The 22990-nt window shown below is 29.2% G+C and carries 24 protein-coding genes; 7 read left to right on the top strand and 17 right to left on the bottom strand.

Features of this window, described 5'->3' with window-relative positions:
• Window positions 1-3 precede the first annotated feature (3 nt).
• The 3 genes from BHAMNSH16_RS05940 to BHAMNSH16_RS05930 are packed head-to-tail and all read right to left on the bottom strand — an operon-like array spanning window position 4 to window position 1788.
• Window positions 4-1080, bottom strand: a complete 1077-nt coding sequence (locus tag BHAMNSH16_RS05940) for a hypothetical protein (protein WP_008727531.1) — start codon at window positions 1078-1080, stop codon at window positions 4-6.
• 25 nt (window positions 1081-1105) lie between these two features.
• Window positions 1106-1513 (bottom strand): DUF948 domain-containing protein, encoded by a 408-nt coding sequence (locus BHAMNSH16_RS05935; RefSeq protein ID WP_008723215.1) that lies wholly within the window; start codon window positions 1511-1513, stop codon window positions 1106-1108.
• A gap of 8 nt (window positions 1514-1521) precedes the next feature.
• Window positions 1522-1788, bottom strand: a complete 267-nt coding sequence (locus BHAMNSH16_RS05930; protein ID WP_008727534.1) for a YtxH domain-containing protein — start codon at window positions 1786-1788, stop codon at window positions 1522-1524.
• Between the two features lie 359 nt (window positions 1789-2147).
• Here BHAMNSH16_RS05930 and BHAMNSH16_RS05925 point away from each other — a divergent pair, with 359 nt between their 5' ends.
• Window positions 2148-2660, top strand: a complete 513-nt coding sequence (locus BHAMNSH16_RS05925) for a PaaI family thioesterase (RefSeq protein WP_008727536.1) — start codon at window positions 2148-2150, stop codon at window positions 2658-2660.
• Window positions 2661-2768: 108 nt separating this feature from the next.
• On the top strand, window positions 2769-4562 hold the full coding sequence (locus tag BHAMNSH16_RS05920; RefSeq protein WP_069731911.1) for a glycosyltransferase: 1794 nt from the start codon (window positions 2769-2771) through the stop codon (window positions 4560-4562).
• Between the two features lie 3 nt (window positions 4563-4565).
• Here BHAMNSH16_RS05920 and BHAMNSH16_RS05915 read toward each other — a convergent pair whose 3' ends face one another.
• The 12 genes from BHAMNSH16_RS05915 to BHAMNSH16_RS05860 form a co-directional block, all read right to left on the bottom strand.
• Window positions 4566-4838, bottom strand: coding sequence for a hypothetical protein (locus BHAMNSH16_RS05915; RefSeq protein WP_069731910.1), 273 nt, complete (start codon window positions 4836-4838; stop codon window positions 4566-4568).
• Between the two features lie 397 nt (window positions 4839-5235).
• A complete protein-coding gene (locus BHAMNSH16_RS05910) occupies window positions 5236-6189 on the bottom strand; it encodes an ABC transporter permease (protein WP_008727538.1) in 954 nt (317 codons plus the stop codon).
• Between the two features lie 39 nt (window positions 6190-6228).
• Entirely contained in the window at window positions 6229-7344 is a 1116-nt protein-coding gene (locus BHAMNSH16_RS05905) for an ABC transporter permease (RefSeq protein WP_008727541.1), read from the bottom strand.
• Window positions 7345-7404: 60 nt separating this feature from the next.
• The gene (locus BHAMNSH16_RS05900) at window positions 7405-8253 is read right to left on the bottom strand and encodes an Rpn family recombination-promoting nuclease/putative transposase (RefSeq protein ID WP_008727542.1); all 849 of its coding nucleotides are present in this window, start codon (window positions 8251-8253) and stop codon (window positions 7405-7407) included.
• Window positions 8254-8306: 53 nt separating this feature from the next.
• Entirely contained in the window at window positions 8307-9836 is a 1530-nt protein-coding gene (locus tag BHAMNSH16_RS05895; RefSeq protein ID WP_008727543.1) for an ABC transporter ATP-binding protein, read from the bottom strand.
• A 157-nt stretch (window positions 9837-9993) separates the two neighbouring features.
• Complete coding sequence (locus BHAMNSH16_RS05890; protein WP_039954003.1) at window positions 9994-11070, bottom strand: BMP family lipoprotein; 1077 nt, start codon at window positions 11068-11070, stop codon at window positions 9994-9996.
• A 64-nt stretch (window positions 11071-11134) separates the two neighbouring features.
• Complete coding sequence (locus BHAMNSH16_RS05885; protein WP_008727545.1) at window positions 11135-12208, bottom strand: BMP family lipoprotein; 1074 nt, start codon at window positions 12206-12208, stop codon at window positions 11135-11137.
• Window positions 12209-12230: 22 nt separating this feature from the next.
• On the bottom strand, window positions 12231-13313 hold the full coding sequence (locus tag BHAMNSH16_RS05880; protein ID WP_008727546.1) for a BMP family lipoprotein: 1083 nt from the start codon (window positions 13311-13313) through the stop codon (window positions 12231-12233).
• 40 nt (window positions 13314-13353) lie between these two features.
• Complete coding sequence (locus tag BHAMNSH16_RS05875) at window positions 13354-14139, bottom strand: nucleoside phosphorylase (RefSeq protein ID WP_008727547.1); 786 nt, start codon at window positions 14137-14139, stop codon at window positions 13354-13356.
• Between the two features lie 14 nt (window positions 14140-14153).
• Window positions 14154-14975 (bottom strand): nucleoside phosphorylase, encoded by an 822-nt coding sequence (locus BHAMNSH16_RS05870; RefSeq protein WP_008727548.1) that lies wholly within the window; start codon window positions 14973-14975, stop codon window positions 14154-14156.
• A 14-nt stretch (window positions 14976-14989) separates the two neighbouring features.
• Window positions 14990-15643 (bottom strand): deoxyribose-phosphate aldolase, encoded by a 654-nt coding sequence (gene deoC / locus BHAMNSH16_RS05865; protein ID WP_008727549.1) that lies wholly within the window; start codon window positions 15641-15643, stop codon window positions 14990-14992.
• Window positions 15644-15831: 188 nt separating this feature from the next.
• A complete protein-coding gene (locus BHAMNSH16_RS05860) occupies window positions 15832-16950 on the bottom strand; it encodes a DegT/DnrJ/EryC1/StrS family aminotransferase (protein WP_008727550.1) in 1119 nt (372 codons plus the stop codon).
• 209 nt (window positions 16951-17159) lie between these two features.
• Here BHAMNSH16_RS05860 and BHAMNSH16_RS05855 point away from each other — a divergent pair, with 209 nt between their 5' ends.
• Window positions 17160-17600 (top strand): ATP-binding protein, encoded by a 441-nt coding sequence (locus BHAMNSH16_RS05855; protein WP_008727551.1) that lies wholly within the window; start codon window positions 17160-17162, stop codon window positions 17598-17600.
• 286 nt (window positions 17601-17886) lie between these two features.
• On the opposite strand, the gene BHAMNSH16_RS05850 is transcribed toward BHAMNSH16_RS05855, so the two are convergent.
• Together BHAMNSH16_RS05850 and BHAMNSH16_RS05845 are read right to left on the bottom strand one after the other, a co-directional pair.
• Entirely contained in the window at window positions 17887-19437 is a 1551-nt protein-coding gene (locus tag BHAMNSH16_RS05850; protein WP_069731909.1) for an ATP-binding protein, read from the bottom strand.
• Window positions 19438-19557: 120 nt separating this feature from the next.
• The gene (locus BHAMNSH16_RS05845) at window positions 19558-20037 is read right to left on the bottom strand and encodes an ATP-binding protein (protein ID WP_008727554.1); all 480 of its coding nucleotides are present in this window, start codon (window positions 20035-20037) and stop codon (window positions 19558-19560) included.
• 207 nt (window positions 20038-20244) lie between these two features.
• On the opposite strand from BHAMNSH16_RS05845, the gene rpmH reads away from it, so the two are divergent.
• The 4 genes from rpmH to yidC all read left to right on the top strand — a co-directional run bounded on the left by rpmH (window position 20245) and on the right by yidC (window position 22939).
• Complete coding sequence (gene rpmH / locus BHAMNSH16_RS05840) at window positions 20245-20361, top strand: 50S ribosomal protein L34 (RefSeq protein WP_014486794.1); 117 nt, start codon at window positions 20245-20247, stop codon at window positions 20359-20361.
• Between the two features lie 57 nt (window positions 20362-20418).
• On the top strand, window positions 20419-20772 hold the full coding sequence (gene rnpA, locus BHAMNSH16_RS05835; protein ID WP_069731908.1) for a ribonuclease P protein component: 354 nt from the start codon (window positions 20419-20421) through the stop codon (window positions 20770-20772).
• A complete protein-coding gene (gene yidD, locus BHAMNSH16_RS05830; RefSeq protein WP_008727558.1) occupies window positions 20769-20978 on the top strand; it encodes a membrane protein insertion efficiency factor YidD in 210 nt (69 codons plus the stop codon). The genes rnpA and yidD overlap by 4 nt, the downstream gene beginning before the upstream one ends.
• 89 nt (window positions 20979-21067) lie before the next feature.
• Window positions 21068-22939 (top strand): membrane protein insertase YidC, encoded by a 1872-nt coding sequence (yidC, locus tag BHAMNSH16_RS05825; RefSeq protein WP_069731907.1) that lies wholly within the window; start codon window positions 21068-21070, stop codon window positions 22937-22939.
• The last annotated feature ends 51 nt before the right edge of the window (window positions 22940-22990 follow it).

The following is a 22990-nucleotide window of genomic DNA, read 5'->3' as shown; positions in this document are numbered from 1 at the left end:
TAATTACTTTTTTAATAATAAATCAATATTCTTTTCTATATTGTATCGGTATCTTAGATCTGTAACTAATATTTGATATTTTTGCTGTGTTTTAGCTTCTACAACTAGACTGGCTAATGCTTTTTGAGCATCAGCATAAGGAAGAGAATCTATATTATACATTTTACCGTATCGCTCATAAGCTAAATTAATTTCTTCTTCTGTAGGAGTTGGTATAGTTGATCTTATTGTTTTGTTTATAAAATTGGCATTAACGGCATTTCTAGTTAAGAAATTTTCTATTGATTTAGCCTGAGGAGTTTCATAAAAACCTTCTTTTTTAGCTTCATACATCATAATTTCTCTAGCTACAAAAGCTTTGAACATTCCTTCTTTAGCCTGAAGTTTTAATGCAGCCGGAATATTTGCTCCAGCCTGTTTTATAGATTCATCAAACATATTATTAAATTCTGATAAAGGTACAGTTGTTTCTTCTATAGTAACGCAAGGATCGCTATTAAGCGAATATTTAAAATTATTATAATTAGTTTCTGCTGATTCTATGATTTTATCATATTCATTTCTCATACGCTCCTGAAGAATTGTTGTTTCTATTTCCATAGCAACCTGTTCATAAGTTACATTAGGACCTACAGCAGCCCTTATTCTTGATATATTATTATTAAAGAATCTTCTTTTTTCTTCATCTGTTACTACAGCAAAATCATCTGCAACTTTTTCCTGCATATAAAGCTGAGATAATTGATTGTCTCTTTCTTTAGAAATTAATTTTAATACCTCTTCGTCTTTATCATATCCCTCTTCAACGGCTTTTAAGTATATTACTTCCTGTTCTATAATTTGAGAAGCAAACTGCCATAATTGAAAATCATTAGTAAGAAGAGCATTAACGGCTTCTTCCGGAGCTCCTCTTAAAACAGTAAGATTAGATATTTCAGACAAGCATTCTTCAACAGTCATAAGTTTTTTTATATTTCCTTGACCGTCTCTTATCCTAATTACCCAATTAGTATCCTCTGAATATAAGAAAGAAGAAAATAATACTATACAAAAAATTGAAAAAAATATTTTTTTTATCATAATAAAACAATTCCTAAATTATAAATCAAAAATCTTCATCATCATTTTCGGTAAAATCATCTTTTTTTCTATTTTTACCGGTAAATAGGGCAAATATAGATTTAAATATATTAATAATGCTAAAGTTATTAGATATATTTGAAGTCATTGAACTAAAATTACTAATGCTGCTGGATAAATTATTAAAAGAATCATGTATACTGTCTAATGTTAGTTTAACCTTATTAGCTTCATCATCTACTGTATTTGCAATGCTTCCTATTTTTTCACTAATAGATTCGATATTTTCTAATATTCTATCGAATCTATTAGTAAATCTAAAATAACCTGCAAGTAAAACAAAAAATATAGCTAAGACTAATATTAATATAGAAATAGCTATGAAAGCTAAAGATATAGCTATAACATTAATTTGAAATGTAATATCCTGCATGTTAATTATTATTCTTCAACAGTTTCTTCAGAAGCTTTTTTCTTTCTTTTTTCAAAGAAATCATTTGTTTTTTCTTTTCCTTTTTCAACTAATTCTGAAGTTTTTAATACGCTTCTATGATAAATATCATCTACTTTATATTTAATATTATCCATAGTTTCTTTAATATCTTCTCTAGTTTCTTCTCCGGCTTTTGGTGCAAATAATACTCCCAAAGCAATTCCGGCAGTTAAGCCCAATAAAAATGAAAACATACCTGATACTTCTCTAGACATAATAATATCCTCCTAGTTGTTACATAACTTGTATTTAATATTAAATTTAATTTACATTTTTGTCAACTAATCAAAAATGCTTTTCTAATATAAAAACTATAAATAAAGTAATAAGTAATATTGTTTTTTTATATAAAAAGCTTTAATATTAGTTTTATAAATAATGCTAATAAAAATTTTTTTTTAAATTATAAGTTTATCACTAGTAAAAATATAGAGCATTAAATTGGCAGAGTATTGCTATTATATAATGTAAGCGAATCATATAACAATATTATATTAATTAAAAATATAAAAATTATGAGTATATGATAACTTATTTAAGCCAACAATTTTTATTATAATAATTAGGAGTTATTATGGAATTAAAAGTTCTGAATAAGCAGAATAATTCTAGAATGTGTCTTGTATGCGGATTTAAAAATGATTTGAGTTTGAAAGCAGAGTTTTATGAGTTGGAAGATAAATCATTATGTGCTTTAGTAACTTTTAAAGATGTGCATCAGGGTTATCCTTCAAGAGTTCATGGCGGTATACTTGCAGCTATTTTAGATGAAACTATAGGAAGGGCTATGATGCCTTATACAGGTGAAGATAAATGGGGTGTTACTATGACACTTACAACAAAATATAAAAGACCTGTGCCTATTAATGAAGAGATAAGAATAATAGGAAAAATTACTTCTGGAGACGGGAGAATATTTGAAGGAGAGGGATATATACTTCTTAATGATGATAAAGTTGCTGTAACTGCTAAGGGTACATATATATGTATGGGACTTGAAAAAATAGCAGAGATGGATCCTAATAATGAAGAGGATTGGTTTGTAGAAAAAAAAGATACTGATCCTAAAGCAATAAATATACCTTAATTTTGTTAATTATTATAAAGTATTATCAAATTTGACTTTGATTAATAGTTTTTGTATAATACTTTGTACTTTATTTAACTATAAAATTTATTAATTGAAATGTAAATTATGAAAATAAATGAATTAGTATCTATATTAGTTCCTGTTTATAATATAGAAAATACAATAGAAAAAAATATCAATATACTTATAGAAAAAGTTTCGCCATTTTTAATGAACTTTGAAATAATTATTTCAGATGACGGCAGCAGCGATAATTCTAAAGAAGAAATAAAAAAATTATGCTCAAACTTTCAAAAAAATAATATAAACTCAAACTTAAAAAATATGATAGGAGTTTATGCAATAGAAAATCAGGGAAAAGGACATGCTTTAAAAAGGGCATGCGAAGTTTCCAACGGAGAGTATATTATATTCTGCGACGGCGATATGGAAATTGATCCTTCTCAATTAGAAAATTTTTTTGTGATTATGCAAAAAGAAAATGCTGATGTCGTTATAGGCTCTAAAAGACATAAAGATTCTGTAGTTAATTATTCTAATATAAGAAAATTAATATCTTTTATATATTTTATGTTTGTTAAAATATTTTTTCATCTTCCTATACAGGATACTCAGACAGGATTAAAACTTTTCAAAAGAGATGCTGTTATAAATATTTTTCCAAGAATATTGGTAAAAGCATTTGCCTATGATTTGGAAGTTTTAGCGGCATGCAATTCAAATGGTAAAAAAATAGTATCAGCACCTGTTATAGTTAATCCAAACAGACATTTTGGATTTATTAAGTTTCCGATTCTGTGGAGAACATTTATTGATACTTTGGCAATATTTTATAGGCTTAATATAGTACACTTTTATAGAGATTTATTTTCTGAGCTTAAAGAAAAACCTCTTGTAAGTATTATAATACCCTTAAAAAAAATTAATGATTATATAAAAGAAGAAACACAGTATTTGCTTGATCAGATATATACGAACTTTGAAGTTATAATACTTCCGGATAAATATTCTGATGATGAAATTAATATAGAATTATTTAAAGATTCTAGAATAAAAATTATAGAAACAGGGGAGTTTCCTCCAGCTATAAAAAGAGCAATGGGGGTGAAAAAGTCAAAAGGAAGTATATTAGCATTTTTAGATGATGATACATACCCGGAAAAAGATTGGCTTTTAAATGCATTAAGAGCAATGGAAAGTAAAAAAGTTTATGCCCTTGGCGGACCTGCAGTAAATACACCTAAAGATAATTTCTCAAAACAGATAAGCGGACTTATTTATAGTTCAACACTTATGAGCGGAAAGCATAAGGCTAGATATGTACCAGATAAGGTGCAGTATGTTAATGATTATCCAAGCTGCAATTTTATTATAACAAGAGAGCTTTATGATATGGTAGGAGGCTTTGACAGTGAGTATTGGCCTGGTGAGGATACCATACTTTGCAATAATATTATGAAAGCAAATGAAAAGATATTATATACTCCTGAAGCATTAGTATATCATCATAGAAGAGATTTATTTTTTGGGCATTTTAAACAGCTTAAAGGTTATGCTTGGCATAGGGGATATTTTGTTAAAAGGTTTGGAGGTAATTCTTTGAGTTTGTCTTATTTTATACCTTCAGTATTTTTACTCTATACTATATTTGTGCCTTTTGCATTATATTTTGATTTGCCTAAAGTTTTAAATACTTATATACCGGCTATTAATAAAAATATATTTTTAGCTTTATTATTATTTCCTCACAGTTTCTATGCATTATGTCTGCTTGGAAGCTGGATTAGTACATTATCTCCTATAAAGGGTTTTTTTAAGGCTATAGGTATATTTCTATCCCATTTAACTTACGGCTTTTTCTTTATAAAAGGATTTATTAAAGGACTTATAAAAAAATAATTTTTAAAACTCTATGAAATATAATTCCATTTTTTTTATTATATTAGATAGTGCTTTAACTTTTTCATTATCTTCAATATTTGATATTTGATATTTTGAAGGATTTGACTTTATCATATCCAATAATTCAAATGATAATACAAATAGATTCTCTGTTAGAATATCATCTAATTCCATATTATCTTTTAATAATTCATCTATTTCTACAGCATTACACAATAAATTTTCATGATCCAAATTTTCCGTTAGTCCATTTAATTTATCATAATTTACCATAATCAAACTCCTTTTTACATATTTTACAGTATATGAAAAGTATAATATAAAGTCAAGATTATGTAAATACTATATAACAAAATATTTAATTATACTAACAATTAATTATAAAAATAAGATATACAATAGTGATTTTGTATTTTTATACAGTTAAATTATTTTATGAATAGATTTGTTTCGAAACTAATTTTTTATAATTTTGTGGGGACTAGCTCTACAAAGTACTCCTGCGGCGATAAGCAAAAGGAATGCATACTTATATATTAAAGTGATAGTTTGTGCAACATGTAAAATAGTATTTTTATAATTTATCAATTATAAAAATACTATATATAATCTTATCAAGTAGTTTTGAAACAAGTCTACTAAAAATTATTACAATTACCTAGTAAATTTATCATCTAGCTCCCTTATCATAAGGAATGCCTGATGCCTTAGGAGCCTGAGAATTTTTAGAAGTAAATGCAAGCACTATTATAGTTGTAATATAAGGAATCATCTTATATATGTTATTGGATATAGGAAGACTTGCAAGTATAGGTATTCCGGAATAAGCAGAAGCTAAAGTTTTCATAAGTCCGAAGAAGAAAGCTGCATAAAGTATTTTCATAGGCTTCCATTGTCCGAATATTAATACTGCCAAAGCTAAAAATCCGTATCCTGCAACAGTGGCATTGAAGTTTGTAGAAGTAGGAATAACAAATACTAATCCTCCTAAACCTCCCAAAGCCCCTGATATAGCAACACCAATATAACGCATTTTATAAACATTAATACCAACAGAATCGGCAGCCTGAGGATATTCTCCGCAGCTTCTTAATCTAAGCCCAAATCTAGTTTTATAAAGTACAAACCAAGATAAAGCTAATATTATAAATCCTATATATGTTGTTATATATGTGTTTTTGAAAAATAGTCCTCCTATTATAGGAATGCTTCCAAGTATAGGTACAGATTCTATTCTAAAGTTATTAACGAAACTTATTTGCTGAACGGTTTGAATGGCTCTTGTAACATATATAGCAAAAGCAGGAGCAAATATATTTAAAGCTGTACCGCTTATAACCTGATCTGCACTCATACTAATAGCAGCATAAGCATGAAGAAGAGAAAATACAATACCGGATAAAGCTGATATAATCATCGCTAAAAATAATGTTATCATAGGCGGGAAATTAGCACCTAATCTGCTTATAAAAAATATTCCGGCAAAAGCTCCTATTATCATTATTCCTTCAAGAGCAATATTAACAACCCCACTTCTTTCAGAAAACATTCCACCTAATGCTACAAGCAAAAGCGGAATAGAAAAAAACATTGTCTGCTGTACTAAAAAATAAATTGTTTCCATTTTAATAAAATCTCCTTTATATTTTCTATTCTTTACTAATTACTCATTAGCATTCTTTTCTTCTTTTTTGATTATCTTTTTAGATATAAATCCAACAATGGATTTAAAAAGCAAAGCAAAAGCACTGAAATATATTATAGCAGATATTATCATCTCTATAATTTCCGGAGTAAAGTCATATATCTGCATATAAAAACCTCCTACAGTAATATGAGCAATGAAAAGCCCTGCTATCAATATACCTATAGGGTGAGAAAGTCCAAGCAAGGCAATAGGTATTCCCATAAATCCTTCCTCAGCAAGTACATCAACAACCTCTATATGCTTTCCTACTCCTGAAAGATATAAAAGTCCTCCTCCAAGTCCTGCCAAAGCACCAGCTATAACCATAGAAAGAATTATATTTCTTTTTTCGTTGATTCCGGCATATTTACTTGCATCTTTATTTAGTCCGCATGCTTTAAGCTCGAAACCGAATGTAGTTTTTGAAAGTATTATATATACTATTATGACTACTATCACAGCAATGAAAAAACCTCCGTTAGCACTTGAACCTTTAAATATAGTATTAAGCCCCATAGTAGGAATCATAGAAGAAGGAGGAATATTCTGAGACTGATTTTTAAGCATATCATAAACTGTAAGCGTAACTAGATAATTAACTAAATACATTCCAATATAATTCATCATAATACTTGAAATAACTTCATTAACATTGAAATGAGCCTTTAAAAAACCAGGTAAATAAGCCCAAAGTCCTCCGGCTATAAAAGAAACAAGCAAAGCAATAATCCAATGCAAAGCAGGAGGAAGAAAGGTACATTTTACTGCAACCAATACAGCAGCATAAGCACCCACTATAAATTGTCCGGGAGCTCCTATATTAAAAAGTCCGTTTTTAAAAGCAAATCCCACAGAAAGCCCTGTAAGTATTAGAGGTGTGGCAGTGTATATAACCTGTCCCAATCCTCTGCTTCCGCCTGAAAAACCGCCTGAAAGTATTGTCATAAAAGCTGGGAAAGCATCATGAACATTACTTATAAGAAGTATTATAAGCCCTAGAAGCAAGCCTATAATAATAGCGAGAAAAGAAGAAAATATATTAACAAATCCTTCTTTCTCCAAAATATCAGCCAATTTATCTTTGAAATCCATTAAGCACTCCTTTTATAACAATACATTATTAATATTTATGAAACTTGTTAGCTAGTACGCTTACAAGTTTTTTACTTCTTCCATACTCAAGCCTGTTAATTTACAAATAAGATTAATGTCCATGTTTTCTTCTTTCATATTTCTAGCTATAGATATCTGCTGTTCTTTTTTACCATCTTCAATACCTAACCTTCTTTCTTCTTCAAGCATTATCTGATTACCGTATAAATATGCTTGTCTTTTATCATATTCATTCATCATTAATTTGTCTTTAATAAAATTATTATATCTTCTCTGTACTTCTTCCATTATAGGTTTTTCTTTTACTAATTCAGACATTATAACCTCCCTATTATCATTTTCTTTTATAGTGAAAAATTTAAGCCAGCAATTTAAGTCAGCTTTTAATGAATTATCCTGAAATTTTTTAAGCTCAATTATATGTATTTGTAAATGGTCTGTCAAAAGTCTCTGATTAACTGTATTATAAATCATATAGCAGGAATGTGTATTATTACTATCATCTAAATTAAAATTAAGCAAATTAATACTTATTACAGGAGTTAGTGCATCGTATTTTTCACCTTGCTTTAAAAGTTTACTGTAATTAGAAGCCCAATAGTATAATATTCTCTCTGGAAATCTTGAATTGCCTTGAAGCTGAATCTCTATTATAACAACTGAGCCATTTTGAGTTATGCATTTAACATCTGCAATTGTTTCTTTATCCTCATAATTTTCTTTATAATTGAAAGGTGTAAGAATTTCCACCGACCTAAAAGTTTTCATACCAGCGTCAAGCATTGTTGAATTAATAAAATCAAGCAATATTGCCTCACTTCCTTTATCAGAGAAAAGATACCTAACAAAATAATCATTTAAAACATTAAAATCTTTATTAATTTTCATAGTTCAATTCGTATAAAATATTAAATACAATTTTATTAGTATTACAATAAACTTTAAGCACTTCTCTTAGAGCCTGCCATATAAAGACCAAGTTCATTAATAGTTAAATCTTTATTAAGAACATTAGCTACTATCTCACCCTCATATATAACCAATATTCTGTCGCTTAAATTCATAACCTCATCAAGCTCTAATGAAACAAGTAAAACAGCCTTTCCATTATCCCTTTGAGCAATTAATTCTTTATGTATATATTCTATAGCACCTACATCAAGTCCCCTTGTAGGCTGAACTGCTATAAGTAAGTCTGGATTTCTGTCTATCTCTCTTGCTATAATTACCTTCTGCTGATTTCCTCCGGACATACTTCTTGCTATAGTTTTAGAGCCTTCAGCACTTCTTATATCAAATCTTTTTATTAATTCATCAGCATAATTGTCTATTTCTTTAAACTTTAAAAATCCATTTTTTTGAAATTTATCTGTAAAATATGTCTGAAGTATAGTATTTTCAGCTAGAGTATAATCAAGCACAAGCCCATGTTTATGTCTGTCTTCTGGAATATGACCTATTCCGCTTAAAGTTTTATTTCTTATTGATAGATTAGTTATGTCTTTGCCATTTAAATGAATGCTTCCGCTTGCCATATCTATAAGACCGGTAAGAGCATATATGAGTTCGCTTTGTCCGTTTCCGTCAATACCTGCAATACATACTATCTCTCCTGCACGAACATCAAAAGAAACATTTTTAACTATGTTTTTTTCACTATGAGGAGATTTAACATTAAGATCTTTTACTGATAATATTATATCTTTAGGCTTAGCTTCAGTTTTTTCTACTACTAAAGATACCTTTCTTCCAACCATCATTTCAGACATTTCTTCTTTTGTAGTGCTTTTTACATCAATAGTGCCTATATATTTTCCCTTACGAAGAACAGAACATCTGTCAGCAACTTCTTTAATTTCATTTAATTTATGAGTTATAAAAAGAATAGATTTCCCTTCTTTTACCAATGACTTCATTATCTTCATAAGCTCATCTATTTCATTAGGAGTAAGTACAGCAGTAGGCTCATCAAAAATAAGTATATTATTATTTTTATATAGCATTTTTAAAATTTCTACTCTCTGCTGCATACCTACAGTTAAATCGCTTATTAAAGAATCAGGATAAATTTCAAGCCCATAAGTTTTACTTAATTCCATTACTTTCTTTCTTGCATCATCAACCTGAAGTATTCCGTTTTTAACCGTTTCTACTCCAAGCATAATATTTTCTAAAGCTGTAAAATTATGAACTAATTTGAAATGCTGATGCACCATTCCTATTCCCAAAGCATTTGCCGTATTAGGGTTATCAATATTTACTTCTTTGCCATTAACTTTAATAATTCCTTCTTCCTGTTTATAAAGCCCAAAAAGAACACTCATTAAAGTAGATTTACCTGCTCCGTTTTCTCCAAGCAAAGCATGTATTTCACCTCGTTTTAATTGTATAGTAATATTGTCATTTGCTATTATACCTTTAAAGCGTTTGGTTATATTAAGCATTTCAACTACATATTCTGAATTTTCCATTATATTTCCTATTATATTTTATATATAATTATTTAAAAACAATTATATATAAAATATAGTTCAATGATTTTAAATTGTCAAATATTTATAAAAAAAATAGAGATACCTTGAATATTAATCAGGTATCTCCTAGTGTATATTTTTATAATTAATGCTTTTATTGTATTAAATTAACTTTAACTATATCTAAAGGCAGCTCATTAACATCTTTAGCATCTTTATCTGTAAGAACTTTTATTTCTCCCATATTAAGTTTCTGATATATTGTATCATAATCATTTTGAGTGAATTTTTGGAATTTAGAAGTAGCCATAGGAAGACCTATACCATTAACTTTAGCATCAAGCACAACAGATTTTCCTCCTGGGAATTTGGCATTATAAAAATCATCTATAGCATTATAAACAGATTCTCCAAGCATTTTCATAGCAGAAGTAATAACAGTAGGAGATTCAGCACTTTGATCTATATCAACACCTATAACTAATCCGTTATTTTGTTCAGCGGCACTCATAACAGAGTTTCCAGCTCCTCCTGCAGGGGCAAATATTACCTGCACTCCGCTTTGATACCAAGAAGTAGCTAAAGTCTGATTTTCAGGAGTAGCATTGAAGTTTCCTATATAAGTGTAGTTTATTTTTATGCTTCCTACAGGCATATTCATTTCTTTAGCAGCATAATTAGCACCCTGTACAAATCCGTAACCGAATCTTATAACAGCAGGAACTGCCATACCTGCCATAACGCCTAAATTAGTATAGCCTTCTTTTACTATAGCATAACCTGCTAAAAATCCTGCCTGCTCCTCAGCATAAAGTACAGAATAAACATTAGTTTCTATTCTAAAATCAGTATAAGTTCCGTCCTGAGGAGTACCGTCTAAAAGTACAAAACTTACACCAGGATGAGTATCCTGAGCTCTGTATACAGCAGGTTCAAATAAAAATCCCGGAGTTACTACCAATTTAGCACCTGCAGATACTGCTAAATCTATAGCATCAACATAAGCATCAGTAGTTTTTTGAGATGGCTGATAGTATTTATGAGATATGGATTTTTCCTGAGCATATTTTGTTAAGCCTTCCCAAGCTCCTTGATTGAATGATCTGTCATCTATAGTACCAACATCTGTTATTAATGCTAGTTCATATCCTCCAGATTTTTTTTCTCCTCCGCATGAAATCATGAGAAGCAAACTCATTAATGTAATGATTGAGATAAGAATTTTTTTCATAGTTTAATGTCTCCTGTCTTTATAATATGTTTATTTGCTAAAAATTATTAAAGCCATATATAATTTATTTTATATAATTTATTTCTACTATATCTAAAGGCAAATCTTCTACTGTTTTTGCATCTGTATCTTTTAATATTTTTATACTGCCGCTTGAAAGAGGATGATATATTGTATCATAATCATTTTGAGTGAATTTTTGGAATTTAGAAGTAGCCATAGGAAGACCTATACCATTAACTTTAGCATCAAGCACAACAGATTTTCCTCCCGGGAATTTACCATTATAAAAAGAATCAACAGCATTATAAACAGACTCTCTTATTAATTTCATAGCAGAAGTAATAACAGTAGGAGATTCAAAACTCTGATCGACATCAACACCTATAACTAATCCGTTATTTTGTTCAGCGGCACTCATAACAGAGTTTCCAGCTCCTCCTGCAGGGGCAAATATTACCTGCACTCCGCTTTGGTACCAAGAAGTAGCTAAAGTCTGATTTTCAGGAGCAGCATTGAAGTTTCCTACATAAGTATAGTTTATTTTTATGCTTCCTTTAGGCATATTCATTTCTTTAGCAGCATAATCAGCACCCTGTACAAATCCGTAACCGAATCTTATAACAGGAGGAACTGCCATACCTGCCATAACGCCTAAATTAGTATATCCTTCTTTTACTATAGCATAGCCTGCTAAAAATCCTGCCTGCTCCTCAGCATAAAGTACAGAATAAACATTTTTCTCTATTCTAAAATCAGTATAAGTTCCGTCTTGAGGAGTACCGTCTATTAATATGAAATGTACATTTGTATAAATATCCTGTGCTTTATAAATTGCAGTTTCAAATAAATAATTAGGAGTTATTACCAATTTAGCACCGGTAGATACTGCTAAATCTATAGAATCAATATATCCATCAGTAGTTTTTTGCGTAGGCTGATAATATTTATATGTTTTTCCATTTTCTTTAGCATACTGAGTTAATCCTTCCCAAGCTCCTTGATTAAATGATTTGTCATCTATAGATCCTTCTGTAATTAAAGCTATTTCATATTTTCCAGATGTATTATCTTTGGAGCATGAAACAATAAATATAAAAGAGATGATAATTATTATTAAACTGAAAATCTTTTTCATATTAATATCCTAATATTAGAATTTAATTAATGTAATTAATTTTTACTAAATTTAAAGGTAAATTTGAAATGCTTTTTGCATCAGTATCTTTTAATACTTTAATAGTTTTCTTTACAAGAGAATCATATATGATATTATAATCATCTTCTGTGAAAACTTTAAATTTAGAAGTAGCCATAGGAAGTCCTACACCTTTGACCTGAGCTCCTAATATTGTAGTTTTTCCTCCGCTGAAATTCCCATTATAATAAGAAGCGACAGCATTATAAACAGACTCTCTTATTAATTTCATAGCAGAAGTAATAACAGAAGTAGATTCAAAACTCTGATCAACATCAACACCTATAACTAGTCCATTATTATTTTCAGCAGCACTCATAACAGAATTTCCTGCGGCACCTGCAGCAGCAAATATTACTTGTACGCCGCTTTTATACCAAGAAGTAGCTAAAGTTTGATTTTCCGGAGTAGGATCATAATTACCTACATAAGTATATTTGATATTAACAGCATCTTTAGGCAGCTTTGATTCAACAGCAGCATAATCAGCCCCCTGTACAAATCCATATCCGAATCTAACTACCGCAGGGTGAGCAACACCTCCCATAAATCCTAAATTAGTATATCCTTCTTTTACTATAGCATAACCGGCCAAAAATCCGGCTTCCTCTTCAGAATAAAGAATGGCAACTGTATTAGATGATGTTTTATAATCTGTATAAGTTCCGTCCTGCGGTTCTCCGTCTATTAATATAAAATTTACATTTGTATAAATATCCTGTGCTTTGTATATAGCAGGTTCAAACTGATAGCCCGGAGTTACTATTAGTTTAGCACCGCCTTTAACCGCAAGGTCTATAGTGTTTAAATAAGAATCTATATCTTTGTCAGGAACTCTGTAATATTTATAGCTTATACCATGATTTTCAGCATAATCCTTTACGCCTTCCCAAGATCCCTGATTAAAAGATTTATCATCTATAGGACCTAAATCTATAAGTACAGCTATTTCAAAGCTATTTGTATCTTTATTTGTACTTTTAGAGCATGAGAATACAAATAAAGAAATGATAAATAAAACACATAACACTATTTTTTTAATCATAATTCCTTCCTAAAATTATTTATTTATTATTTATTTATTATTATTTTTTATCTTTATCTATTAAAATTTTAATTGATTCTATTATCAAATCTATAGCTTCTTCTCCTGTATAATTTTTTGGATCATTAATATTGTTTTTTACTCTTTCCTGATTATGTAAAACAAGCATAGCAGCTCCGGTTCTTACATTTTTTGCTGACCCTACTGCAAATAATGTAGCAGATTCCATTTCTGAAGCCAAACAGCCTGCTTTAATATAACTATTCCATTTATATAATAATTCCTTATCCACAGCCATACTTTCAGGAGCATGCTGAGCATAAAAAGCATCTTTGCATTGTACAACACCTACATGAGTTTTTGTTTTTATTTTATCAGCCCCTTCAATCATAGCTTCAAGAACATCTATATTAGGTACGCAAGGGAATTCTTTAGGTATATAATTATCCATTGTACCGCCGCCTTTTACAGCACCATTAACGATAACAATATCACCCGGCAAAACTTCCATATTCATACCGCCGCATGTACCTACACGAATAAAAGTATCTGCCCCAATTTTTATAAGTTCTTCTAAAGCTATAGCGGTGGAAGGACCTCCTATACCATGCGAAACAGCAGAGACTTTAACTCCGTTTATATATCCTGTATAAGTGGCATATTCTCTGTAATCAGCTATTAATTCGGCATTATCAAATCTTTTAGCTATTTTTACGCATCTTTTAGGATCTCCCGGCATAATGATATATTTTCCTACATCACCTTTTTTTAATTTTAAATGATGAACTAGATTTTCATTTTCCTGATAATAGGCTTTTGGAAACATATTTAATTACCTCTTTATTTATTTCTCTCAGCTTTTTTGTCTTTTTCATGTAACAGCACTACAGCCTCTAATGCAGTTAATATCATATTTTCTATATTATCATTATATTCTAAATGAGTACCCATTCTCTCTATCATAGTATTTTCTACTATATGCATTATTCCGCCTGCTCTTACTTTTCTTAAAGAAGCACAAGCAAAAAGAGCAGCACATTCCATTTCTGAAGCTATAGCTCCGCATAATGTATAGTACTTAAGATTATTTTCAAACTTTTCTCTGAAAAAAGAATTCTCCGGCTCTAATTCTCCGTAAAAGCAATCCTTACTATGTACAACACCTATATGATAATTAGCATTTATTTTTTTAGCAGCATCTCTCAATGCAAACATAACATCAGTATTTGCAATAGCAGGGTATTCAAAAGGTATATATTCTCTTGTAGTACCTTCATCTTTGATTGCAGCCTGAGCTATTGCCAAATCATTGGGCTTTACTTTGAGGCTAAGTCCTCCAGCAGTACCAACCCTTATAAATGTATCGGCACCTACTTTAATAAGTTCTTCCATAGCTATTGAAGCGGAAGGACCTCCTATACCCGTTGAAGTTACAGAAATGTCTACTCCTTTATATTTACCTGTTACTGTTACATATTCTCTATAATCAGCTTTTAATTCTGGGTTATCTAAGAATTTGGCAATATATCCCACTCTTTTAGGATCCCCTGGAAGAAGTACATATCTAGCAGCATCGCCTTTTTTTAATTTTATATGGTATTCAAGAAGATTATTTTTAAATGCCTCTTCATCATAGAATGCTTTAGGTTCTTTTGGCTCCATAAAATTACCCCATTTCAAGATTTTTGAGCTTTTATTATAGCTATACCGCTGCTTGTTCCGAGTCTGCTTGCCCCTGCTTCAATCATTTTTAAAGCATCTTCATAAGTTTTTATGCCTCCTGAAGCTTTAACGCCCATTTCTTTGCCTACAGCTTCACGCATAAGTTTTACATCATGTTCTGTTGCTCCGCCTGTAGAAAAACCTGTAGAAGTTTTAACAAAATCTGCACCGCATTCCTTAGCTATTTTACATGCTAATACTTTTTCTTCATCTGTTAAAAGACAAGTTTCTATTATTACTTTTAATATGCTGGCATGACATGCATCTCTTACTTTTTTTATATCTCTCTCAAAAAGATCTATTTTCTTGCTTTTTAAAAAACCAACATTTATAACCATATCTATCTCATCGGCTCCGCTGTCTACAGCAACTTTTGTTTCATAGGCTTTAGCTTCTTTCATCATAGCACCCAAAGGAAAGCCTACTACTGAACATACTTTTACATCTGAATGCAGAAGAAAATTATAAGCTACATTTACATAAGCTGAATTCACACATACAGAATAAAATCCATATTCTTTTGCTTCTATGCATAGTTTTCTTACATCATCTATTGTCGCATCAGGTCTTAAAATAGTATGGTCTATTAATTTATTAAGATTATTCATATTTTCTCCTCATATTAAATATGATATAAAATATTGTTCTATTTGTCAAATTTATATTTATATATATTAGTATATAAATTAATTTATTAAAATCATGATATTATAAAATTAAAAGCGAATTTTATTATTTATTTATATTTAAAATAAAAAAGCAAGTGCTTAACACCTGCTTTTATCATAATTCTAAGTTATTTATTTACAACTTTTTTTACCGCCTCTATAACCATATCTTGTTCTTCTTTAAGAATATCATTATCTATAGGCAAAGCTATATTATGTTTTGAAGCATATTCAGATACAGGCATATCTCCTTCTTTGTAGCCTAATTTTTTTACAAGGATAGGAGCTAAATGTATAGGATGAGGATAGTAAAGAGCAGTAGGTACTCCTAATTCACTTAATTTTGTTCTCACTTCATCTCTATTATTTTCTACCTGTATAACATACTGAGCATGTACGCTTTGAGTATATTCTGCAATTTGAGGTACTTTTACTACATCTTTTAATTTTTCATTATAATATTCAGCTGCTTTTCTTCTATAATCCATATCGGCATCGAAACCTTTGAATTTCTCAAGTAAAATGCCGGCCTGTAAATTATCAAGTCTTCCTGTAGTTCCTAGTTTTACATGTATCATTCCGCCTTCATCTCCATGATGACGAAGCTGCTTAAGATTTTTATATAATTCTTCATTATTAGTAAATACCATTCCGCCGTCTCCGAAACAGCCTAATGGTTTAGCTGGGAAAAATGATGTTACGGCAATATCACCCAATTGTCCTGAACATGATTTTATATTCTTGTAGCTTGCTCCAAATGATTGACAGGCATCTTCTATTACAAAAATATTATTCTTTTTAGCAATATCAAGTATAACATCAAAATTAGCACATTGACCGAATAAATTAACAGGTATAATAGCGGCAGTATTTTTATTTATTAAACTTTCTAATTTTTTTACATCCATATTAAAATATTCATCAATATCGCAAACTCTGACTTTCATTCCTAAAAAAGCCGGAGCTTCAGCTGTAGAAAAGAATGTCATAGCAGGTACTATTACCTCTTTTTGAGAATGATCCTCTCCTGCATTAAAACCCAATGCTAAAAGAGCAAGAACCAAACCAACATGCCCAGATGAAACTCCTACAGCATATTTTGCACCTGTATAATTTGATAATTCCTTCTCCAATGTATCTAATTCTTCTCCGAATACAAACTGACTTCTTTCTATAATAGAAGATATTCTTTTGTCAATAGCTTCTTTTCTTTTTTCATATCCTCTGTAAAGATTCATATATTTCATAAAAAGTCCTTTATATAAATTATAATTGAAATTAAATATAAAATTTATATAAATTGTATTCAAATTATAATTATTGTCAATAGATTTATTAAAAAAATATTGTTAATAGTAATATTTTTAAAATATGCCTTTAGAATCCTTGAAATCTATATTTTATTTTACTATACTATAGAGTAATTGATAATAGTAAGAACAAGCGGAAATTGATTATGAATATGTACGTTAAGGATTGTCCAAAGCGAGCAGAAAAAATATTATTTATGAAAAAAATACCAAGTGATAAATCATTAATACCCAAAATTTCTAAAGATTTTTTGGATATGCTTCATTCAAACGGTATAGAACAATGCGATGCATTGCAGATAGCATTTGAAGAAGCCGTTACCAATGCCATAATCCATGGAAATAAAAATAATCATGATAAAAATGTATATATCAATATTACTATAGATGATGAGAAAATAGAAATTATAATAGAAGATGAAGGCGAAGGGTTTGATTATATTTCGGCTATGATAGAACTTACAGAATCTCAGGATAATATTTATAAAGACAGCGGAAGAGGTATATTTCTCATTTCTTTATATACAGATGATTTTTATTTTGAAGACAGCGGAAGAAAGATAGTAATAATTAAAAATAGAAACTAATTTATTTTTATATTCCTGCCATGATTAATCTAGTTATGATATTTAAAATTAACGCACGGTGAACGGCACTTTTTATTATAATTAAATGTAAATTTCAATATTATTAATATTTGTAGTTTAGCTTACCGTGCGTTGAGTATTACACACTTTCTAAAAAAAGCTTGGGCGGGTGCTATATTTTTTCAATAGATAATAAAGAAATATAAAATTTTATATTTATTATCAGGTTAAAAAATTAAAAGGGTGGGGCATGTAATTAGATTATAAATTTAGTGTTACTTATAATCTAATTTTTGCTAGGAATGCCAAAAGGTATTCTTAGTTTTACTATTGTACCAGCACCTTCTGAACTGTCTATATTTATAGTACCCTGCATAGTATCAAGCAAATCTTTTACAACAGATAAACCAATTCCCATTCCTCCGTACTCTCTTTCAAATCTTGAATCGGCCTGATAAAATGGTATGAATACCTTTTTTAATTTGCTAGGTTTTATTCCTTTTCCTGTATCCTTCACTATTATCTCAATTTCATTTGGTATTATATTCTTCATAGTATGATAATTAAATAAGTCAGGTGAGAAATCAAGCTCTTTTTTTTCTATAGTATCTAAAGTTCTTACATTTATGGATATAGTTCCGGATTTTGTAAATTTAAATGCATTGGATATTATACCTTCCATAATAAGTCTGAACCTTCCTTGATATCCTATTAAAGTGATGCAGTTTTTTTCTACATTTATTTCTATATTAATATTTTTTGGGTAAATAAATTTATAGCCTTCTATAATAATATTAAGTTCTTCTTCAATATTAAATTCGGATACATATTTTGAACTTTCATCATCTTTTAATGCTATTTGTATAAGATTGTTATTAGTATCATAAAGTTTTTTAATGCTCCTTGAAACTATATTAAAGAACTCCTCTCTTTTTTCTTCAGGCATATTATTTTTTTTAAGAAGATTAATATATCCCATGATTTCTGTAAACGGATGTCTTAATTCATGGGAAACAGTAGCTTTGAATTCTCTTATTAATCTATTGTAATGTTCAGCACTTTTTTTGAGAGAATTTATTTCGTTTAATAGTGCATGAAGCCTTTTTTGAAGTATTAAATTATGATTTTTTTGATGCTCATACATTATAGAGAAATAAAGCCTATGAAGTCCTATTTCAGTACCGGCATTTTTTATTATACCTTCTTTGCACCATCTCATAGCCTTTTCAAATGGCACGAAAAAAGATTCTATAGTTTCTTCCATAACAGAACCATCAGTTTTAATTTCTTTTGTCGGCGTTAATCCTGTTATATCACATGTGGCAATATTAATTCTTTCTGTAATAATGCCTGAAGAGCTATAATATCTATGTCCCAATACATTTATCTTTTTTAAGTCTACATTATAGCCCGTTTCTTCTTCAAGCTCTCTTTTAGCACATTTTTTTATTCCCTGATTAGGATTCTTTTCATTCATTTCATCTTCTTCAAGCATACCGGCAGGGAACTCTAAAAAATTCATAATATATTCATCAATTTCTTCAGAGTTTTTTCCTGTCATTACTTTCTCTCTATAATAAACTACCGGTCTGAAAGTGCTTATCATAAGAACCTGTATTTGATTGTCTATATAAGTGTACGGAACTATAATAACAGCATCCCTGCCTTTTCTATTTATTATATCGCAGTTATATTCCCTAGAAAAAGTCCCGTCATCATATTCATTTATAGCCATAAACCTTTCTAAGTTAACAAACCCTGTATCCAATTGTATAGGAGGAGATTTATGAAAATATTTAGTATTTTTTACTTTTTTTGCTTTTTTATCATTAGACATAAATTGAATCTCTTTAAAATTATTTTATTTCTTAAATAATAAAATTTTCTGAAATTATATTATTATTATTGTATATATGCTTTTTTATTGTATTAATAAATAGTTTATTTTGTAAAGGAGTTACTCTTTTTTTATTATTTTCATTAATGTTATGACATTGCCTTTTTTATTGAATTTTACTTCATCAAAATACGATTTAATCATCATAATTCCCCTTCCGCTTTCACGGGCAAATCCATCATTATTTATTTTTTTTGCTTCCTGTTTAGGTTTGAATCCAAGTCCCTGATCTTTAACAGAAATAATAATATTATCATCTTCTATTTGCAATGTTATCTCTACATGTGTGCTTTTAGCTTTATCAGTTTTTAGAAGTTCTTTTAATTTTTTATGGTAAACATTTTTTTTAAGCCAACTTTTTTTAGTTTCATATAAAATATTGAGATTCCCATGCTCAATAGCATTCATTATAACTTCATATAATGCCGCAGCAAATAACTCTATTTCATTATTTGGTATATATTTTTTTACTTCAGCAGACAAATTTTCTATTAACGGTGTAATATCTTCTAATTTATTCTCAAGTAAATACTTTTTCATTGTATTATTATATCATTAAATAATATAATATCAAATTTATAAATTATATGTGTTTTTTTGAAAAAACTTCATGTGCTTGACAAAACTAAAATCGTATAGTATAATACTTTCGTATATTTGTATGAATTTTTTTTATGTGAAAATGATTAATAAAGAAATATAATCTTTAAGGAGACATATATGAAACGAACTTATCAGCCAAGTAAGTTGCGTCGTGCTAGAAAATTCGGATTTTTTAAGCGTATGGCAACTAAACATGGACGAGATGTTTTAAAACGAAGAAGAAGAAAAGGCAGATATCGCTTAACTGCAGCAGATGAGTAAATTATCAGGCAATTATTAAGCAGTACTTATTGGAAAAACTGTTACAGGAAATGCTAATTGAAATTATATAGTAAAGAGCGTTTAAAGCACAGAAGTGATATATCAGCTTTTTTTAATAATAGCAGCAGTGTTAAAAGAATTTATAATTCTAAATACACTGTGCTCTTATTAGAAAATAATCGCTCCTATTCCAGGTTTGCTGTAACTATAAAAAGAAACAAAGCTAATTCCGTAGGCAGAAATAAAGCTAAGAGGATAGTTAGAGAAATATATAGAACTCAAAAAGATAAAATTCCTGTTGGGTATGATTATTTTATTATAGTTAATAGGTTTGATACTTATAAGCTGCCTTCATTTGATGACTATAAAAGAGACTTATTAAAATTATTTAAGAAGGTTTTACATATATGAAAAATATTCTTTTGTTTTTGATTTTTTTGTATCAGAAAGCTATTTCCCCTTATTTAAGACCTTCCTGCAGATATATACCTTCCTGTTCTGAATATGCTAAACAGGCTGTTATTAAATACGGACCTATAAAGGGTAGTTTTCTTGCAATTGCCAGAGTACTGAGATGTAACCCGCTAGCAAAAAAAATATATGATCCTGTGCCATAGTATTTTTTATATGTTAGACCATCTTCCTTTTTTAATTGCTTAAAGAATTCTTGTTTGTATATAATTGATTTAAGGAGCTTAAACATTTTATGAGCAATAATAAAAGAATGGTTATAGCTATTGGACTTTCCGCTATAATAATGTTTCTATACATGTTCTATCAGGCAAAAACAATGAAGCCGGTTTATAATTCTAATGTAAGCACAAATTCAAATGCTGTCAGTAATAGCAATAATACAGATTCTGTAAATACTCTGTTGAATACTGATCAAATGCAAAAAATAGAAAAGATAGAAAATACAAATGCAGCAATTAATAATAATGAAAAAGTACTTGAAAATGAGTATGTTATAGCAACTTTTAAAAATGGCTCTTTGTATTCATATAAATTAAAAAATTATTATCCGCAGGATTTGGGGGCAGATGCTACCAACGAAATTATTGATATGGTAGAGCAGGTTTATGAGGGTATTTATCCTTTTACTGTAACTTTCCAAAATTTGTCTAATTCCATCGCAATACCTGAGAATTTGGATTATCAATTAGAAGAAGAAAGCACTGATAAAGTTTTATATTCGGCTAATGCTATTATTGATAATACAAAAGTGAAAATAACAAAGACTTTTACTTTTGGAGAGGATCCTTATCAGCTGCAAAACTCTGTTAGCATAGAAAATATAGATGAAAAAGATCTTTCTTTATTCTATTCATATTTCTTAGCTACAGGTATAGGTCCGTACAGAACAGATAAAAACGCTGTAAGAGAAGATGCTACTAAAGCACAATATTTGATAAAAGGAAATGGTAAATCTAGAATATTATTAACAGGGGATATAGTAAAGGATAATATATTTTCAAGGTTGTTTGGTTCTTCTTCAAGAGGTATAAAAACTAATCAAATGAGATATAGTGTATATGAAGGAGAGGATAAATGGGTAGCTTTAAATAATAGGTATTTTGCTATTATTTCTTCGCCTGCACAGTCTAATGATACAGTTTTTGAAACTATGACTTTTTCTAAACCTTCAACTAATGAATATAGAAATGATTTTCATTTAGCAAATTTAGTTTCTAAACATAATATTAAAAGCGGTTCTTCAGTAACAGATACTTATTCCGTATTTATGGGACCAAAAATAAGAAGTATATTTTCAAAATATTATTTAGAAGAGTCCTATGAATCTATATTTCAGGAATCTTTCTTAGGTATTAATTTAAGACCTTTAACCTATATATTAGATGTTATGCTTAACGCTTTATATAATATTACAAAAAATTATGCTTGGGCTATATTATTATTTACACTGCTATTTAAAATAATAACATTCCCATTAAATAATGCTTCTTATAAATCTATGAAGAAAATGCAGCTTGTCAATCCTAAAATAGAGCGTATAAGAGAACAATATAAAGATAATCCGGAAAAATTGAATGCAGAAATAATGGCTATTTATAAGAAAGAGAAGATTAATCCTTTAGGCGGATGTCTTCCTATGCTCCTTCCATTCCCATTATTAATAGCATTCTTCTATCTTATGCAGTCTATGGTTGAACTTAGAAATACACCTTTTTTATGGATAACAGATTTGTCTTCTCCTGATAAATTATTTGTATTTCCGTCAAGTATGCCGATATTGGGCGGATTCAATTTTAATTTATTTCCTATAGTAATGGCAATAACTAGTTATTTGAGTATGAAGCTTCAGCCTTCATCTTCAGCTGCAGGAGGGGGAGCTGCTGCTGCTCAAATGAAAATGATGACAACTATTTTTCCACTTATGATGCTGCTTATGTTCTATAATTTTGCAAGCGGACTTGCTTTATATTGGACTGCACAAAACATATTTGGAGTAATACAGCAATTTATAACATCAAAATTGGATAAATCTAGCACAAGTGAGGTTATTGAAGAAGAAGAAAATAAAACATATTCAAAAAAGAAAAAAAAGAGAAAAAAGTAAATAATTTTTAGTAAATTAAAAGTAATATTAAGATATTACTTTTCATATAGA

Origin of the sequence: Brachyspira hampsonii (genome assembly GCF_002214805.1) — a bacterium.
GTDB lineage: Bacteria > Spirochaetota > Brachyspiria > Brachyspirales > Brachyspiraceae > Brachyspira > Brachyspira hampsonii.
The sequence above is the reverse complement of the archived record's forward strand: the minus strand, read 5'-3'. Positions and strand labels throughout refer to the sequence as shown.

Coding starts and splice junctions, on each gene's coding strand:
- BHAMNSH16_RS05940 (WP_008727531.1), bottom strand. CDS start 1,080: ATGATAAAAAAAATATTTTTTTCAATTTTTTGTATAGTATTATTTTCT.
- BHAMNSH16_RS05935 (WP_008723215.1), bottom strand. CDS start 1,513: ATGCAGGATATTACATTTCAAATTAATGTTATAGCTATATCTTTAGCT.
- BHAMNSH16_RS05930 (WP_008727534.1), bottom strand. CDS start 1,788: ATGTCTAGAGAAGTATCAGGTATGTTTTCATTTTTATTGGGCTTAACT.
- BHAMNSH16_RS05925 (WP_008727536.1), top strand. CDS start 2,148: ATGGAATTAAAAGTTCTGAATAAGCAGAATAATTCTAGAATGTGTCTT.
- BHAMNSH16_RS05920 (WP_069731911.1), top strand. CDS start 2,769: ATGAAAATAAATGAATTAGTATCTATATTAGTTCCTGTTTATAATATA.
- BHAMNSH16_RS05915 (WP_069731910.1), bottom strand. CDS start 4,838: ATGGTAAATTATGATAAATTAAATGGACTAACGGAAAATTTGGATCAT.
- BHAMNSH16_RS05910 (WP_008727538.1), bottom strand. CDS start 6,189: ATGGAAACAATTTATTTTTTAGTACAGCAGACAATGTTTTTTTCTATT.
- BHAMNSH16_RS05905 (WP_008727541.1), bottom strand. CDS start 7,344: ATGGATTTCAAAGATAAATTGGCTGATATTTTGGAGAAAGAAGGATTT.
- BHAMNSH16_RS05900 (WP_008727542.1), bottom strand. CDS start 8,253: ATGAAAATTAATAAAGATTTTAATGTTTTAAATGATTATTTTGTTAGG.
- BHAMNSH16_RS05895 (WP_008727543.1), bottom strand. CDS start 9,836: ATGGAAAATTCAGAATATGTAGTTGAAATGCTTAATATAACCAAACGC.
- BHAMNSH16_RS05890 (WP_039954003.1), bottom strand. CDS start 11,070: ATGAAAAAAATTCTTATCTCAATCATTACATTAATGAGTTTGCTTCTC.
- BHAMNSH16_RS05885 (WP_008727545.1), bottom strand. CDS start 12,208: ATGAAAAAGATTTTCAGTTTAATAATAATTATCATCTCTTTTATATTT.
- BHAMNSH16_RS05880 (WP_008727546.1), bottom strand. CDS start 13,313: ATGATTAAAAAAATAGTGTTATGTGTTTTATTTATCATTTCTTTATTT.
- BHAMNSH16_RS05875 (WP_008727547.1), bottom strand. CDS start 14,139: ATGTTTCCAAAAGCCTATTATCAGGAAAATGAAAATCTAGTTCATCAT.
- BHAMNSH16_RS05870 (WP_008727548.1), bottom strand. CDS start 14,975: ATGGAGCCAAAAGAACCTAAAGCATTCTATGATGAAGAGGCATTTAAA.
- deoC (WP_008727549.1), bottom strand. CDS start 15,643: ATGAATAATCTTAATAAATTAATAGACCATACTATTTTAAGACCTGAT.
- BHAMNSH16_RS05860 (WP_008727550.1), bottom strand. CDS start 16,950: ATGAAATATATGAATCTTTACAGAGGATATGAAAAAAGAAAAGAAGCT.
- BHAMNSH16_RS05855 (WP_008727551.1), top strand. CDS start 17,160: ATGAATATGTACGTTAAGGATTGTCCAAAGCGAGCAGAAAAAATATTA.
- BHAMNSH16_RS05850 (WP_069731909.1), bottom strand. CDS start 19,437: ATGTCTAATGATAAAAAAGCAAAAAAAGTAAAAAATACTAAATATTTT.
- BHAMNSH16_RS05845 (WP_008727554.1), bottom strand. CDS start 20,037: ATGAAAAAGTATTTACTTGAGAATAAATTAGAAGATATTACACCGTTA.
- yidD (WP_008727558.1), top strand. CDS start 20,769: ATGAAAAATATTCTTTTGTTTTTGATTTTTTTGTATCAGAAAGCTATT.
- yidC (WP_069731907.1), top strand. CDS start 21,068: ATGAGCAATAATAAAAGAATGGTTATAGCTATTGGACTTTCCGCTATA.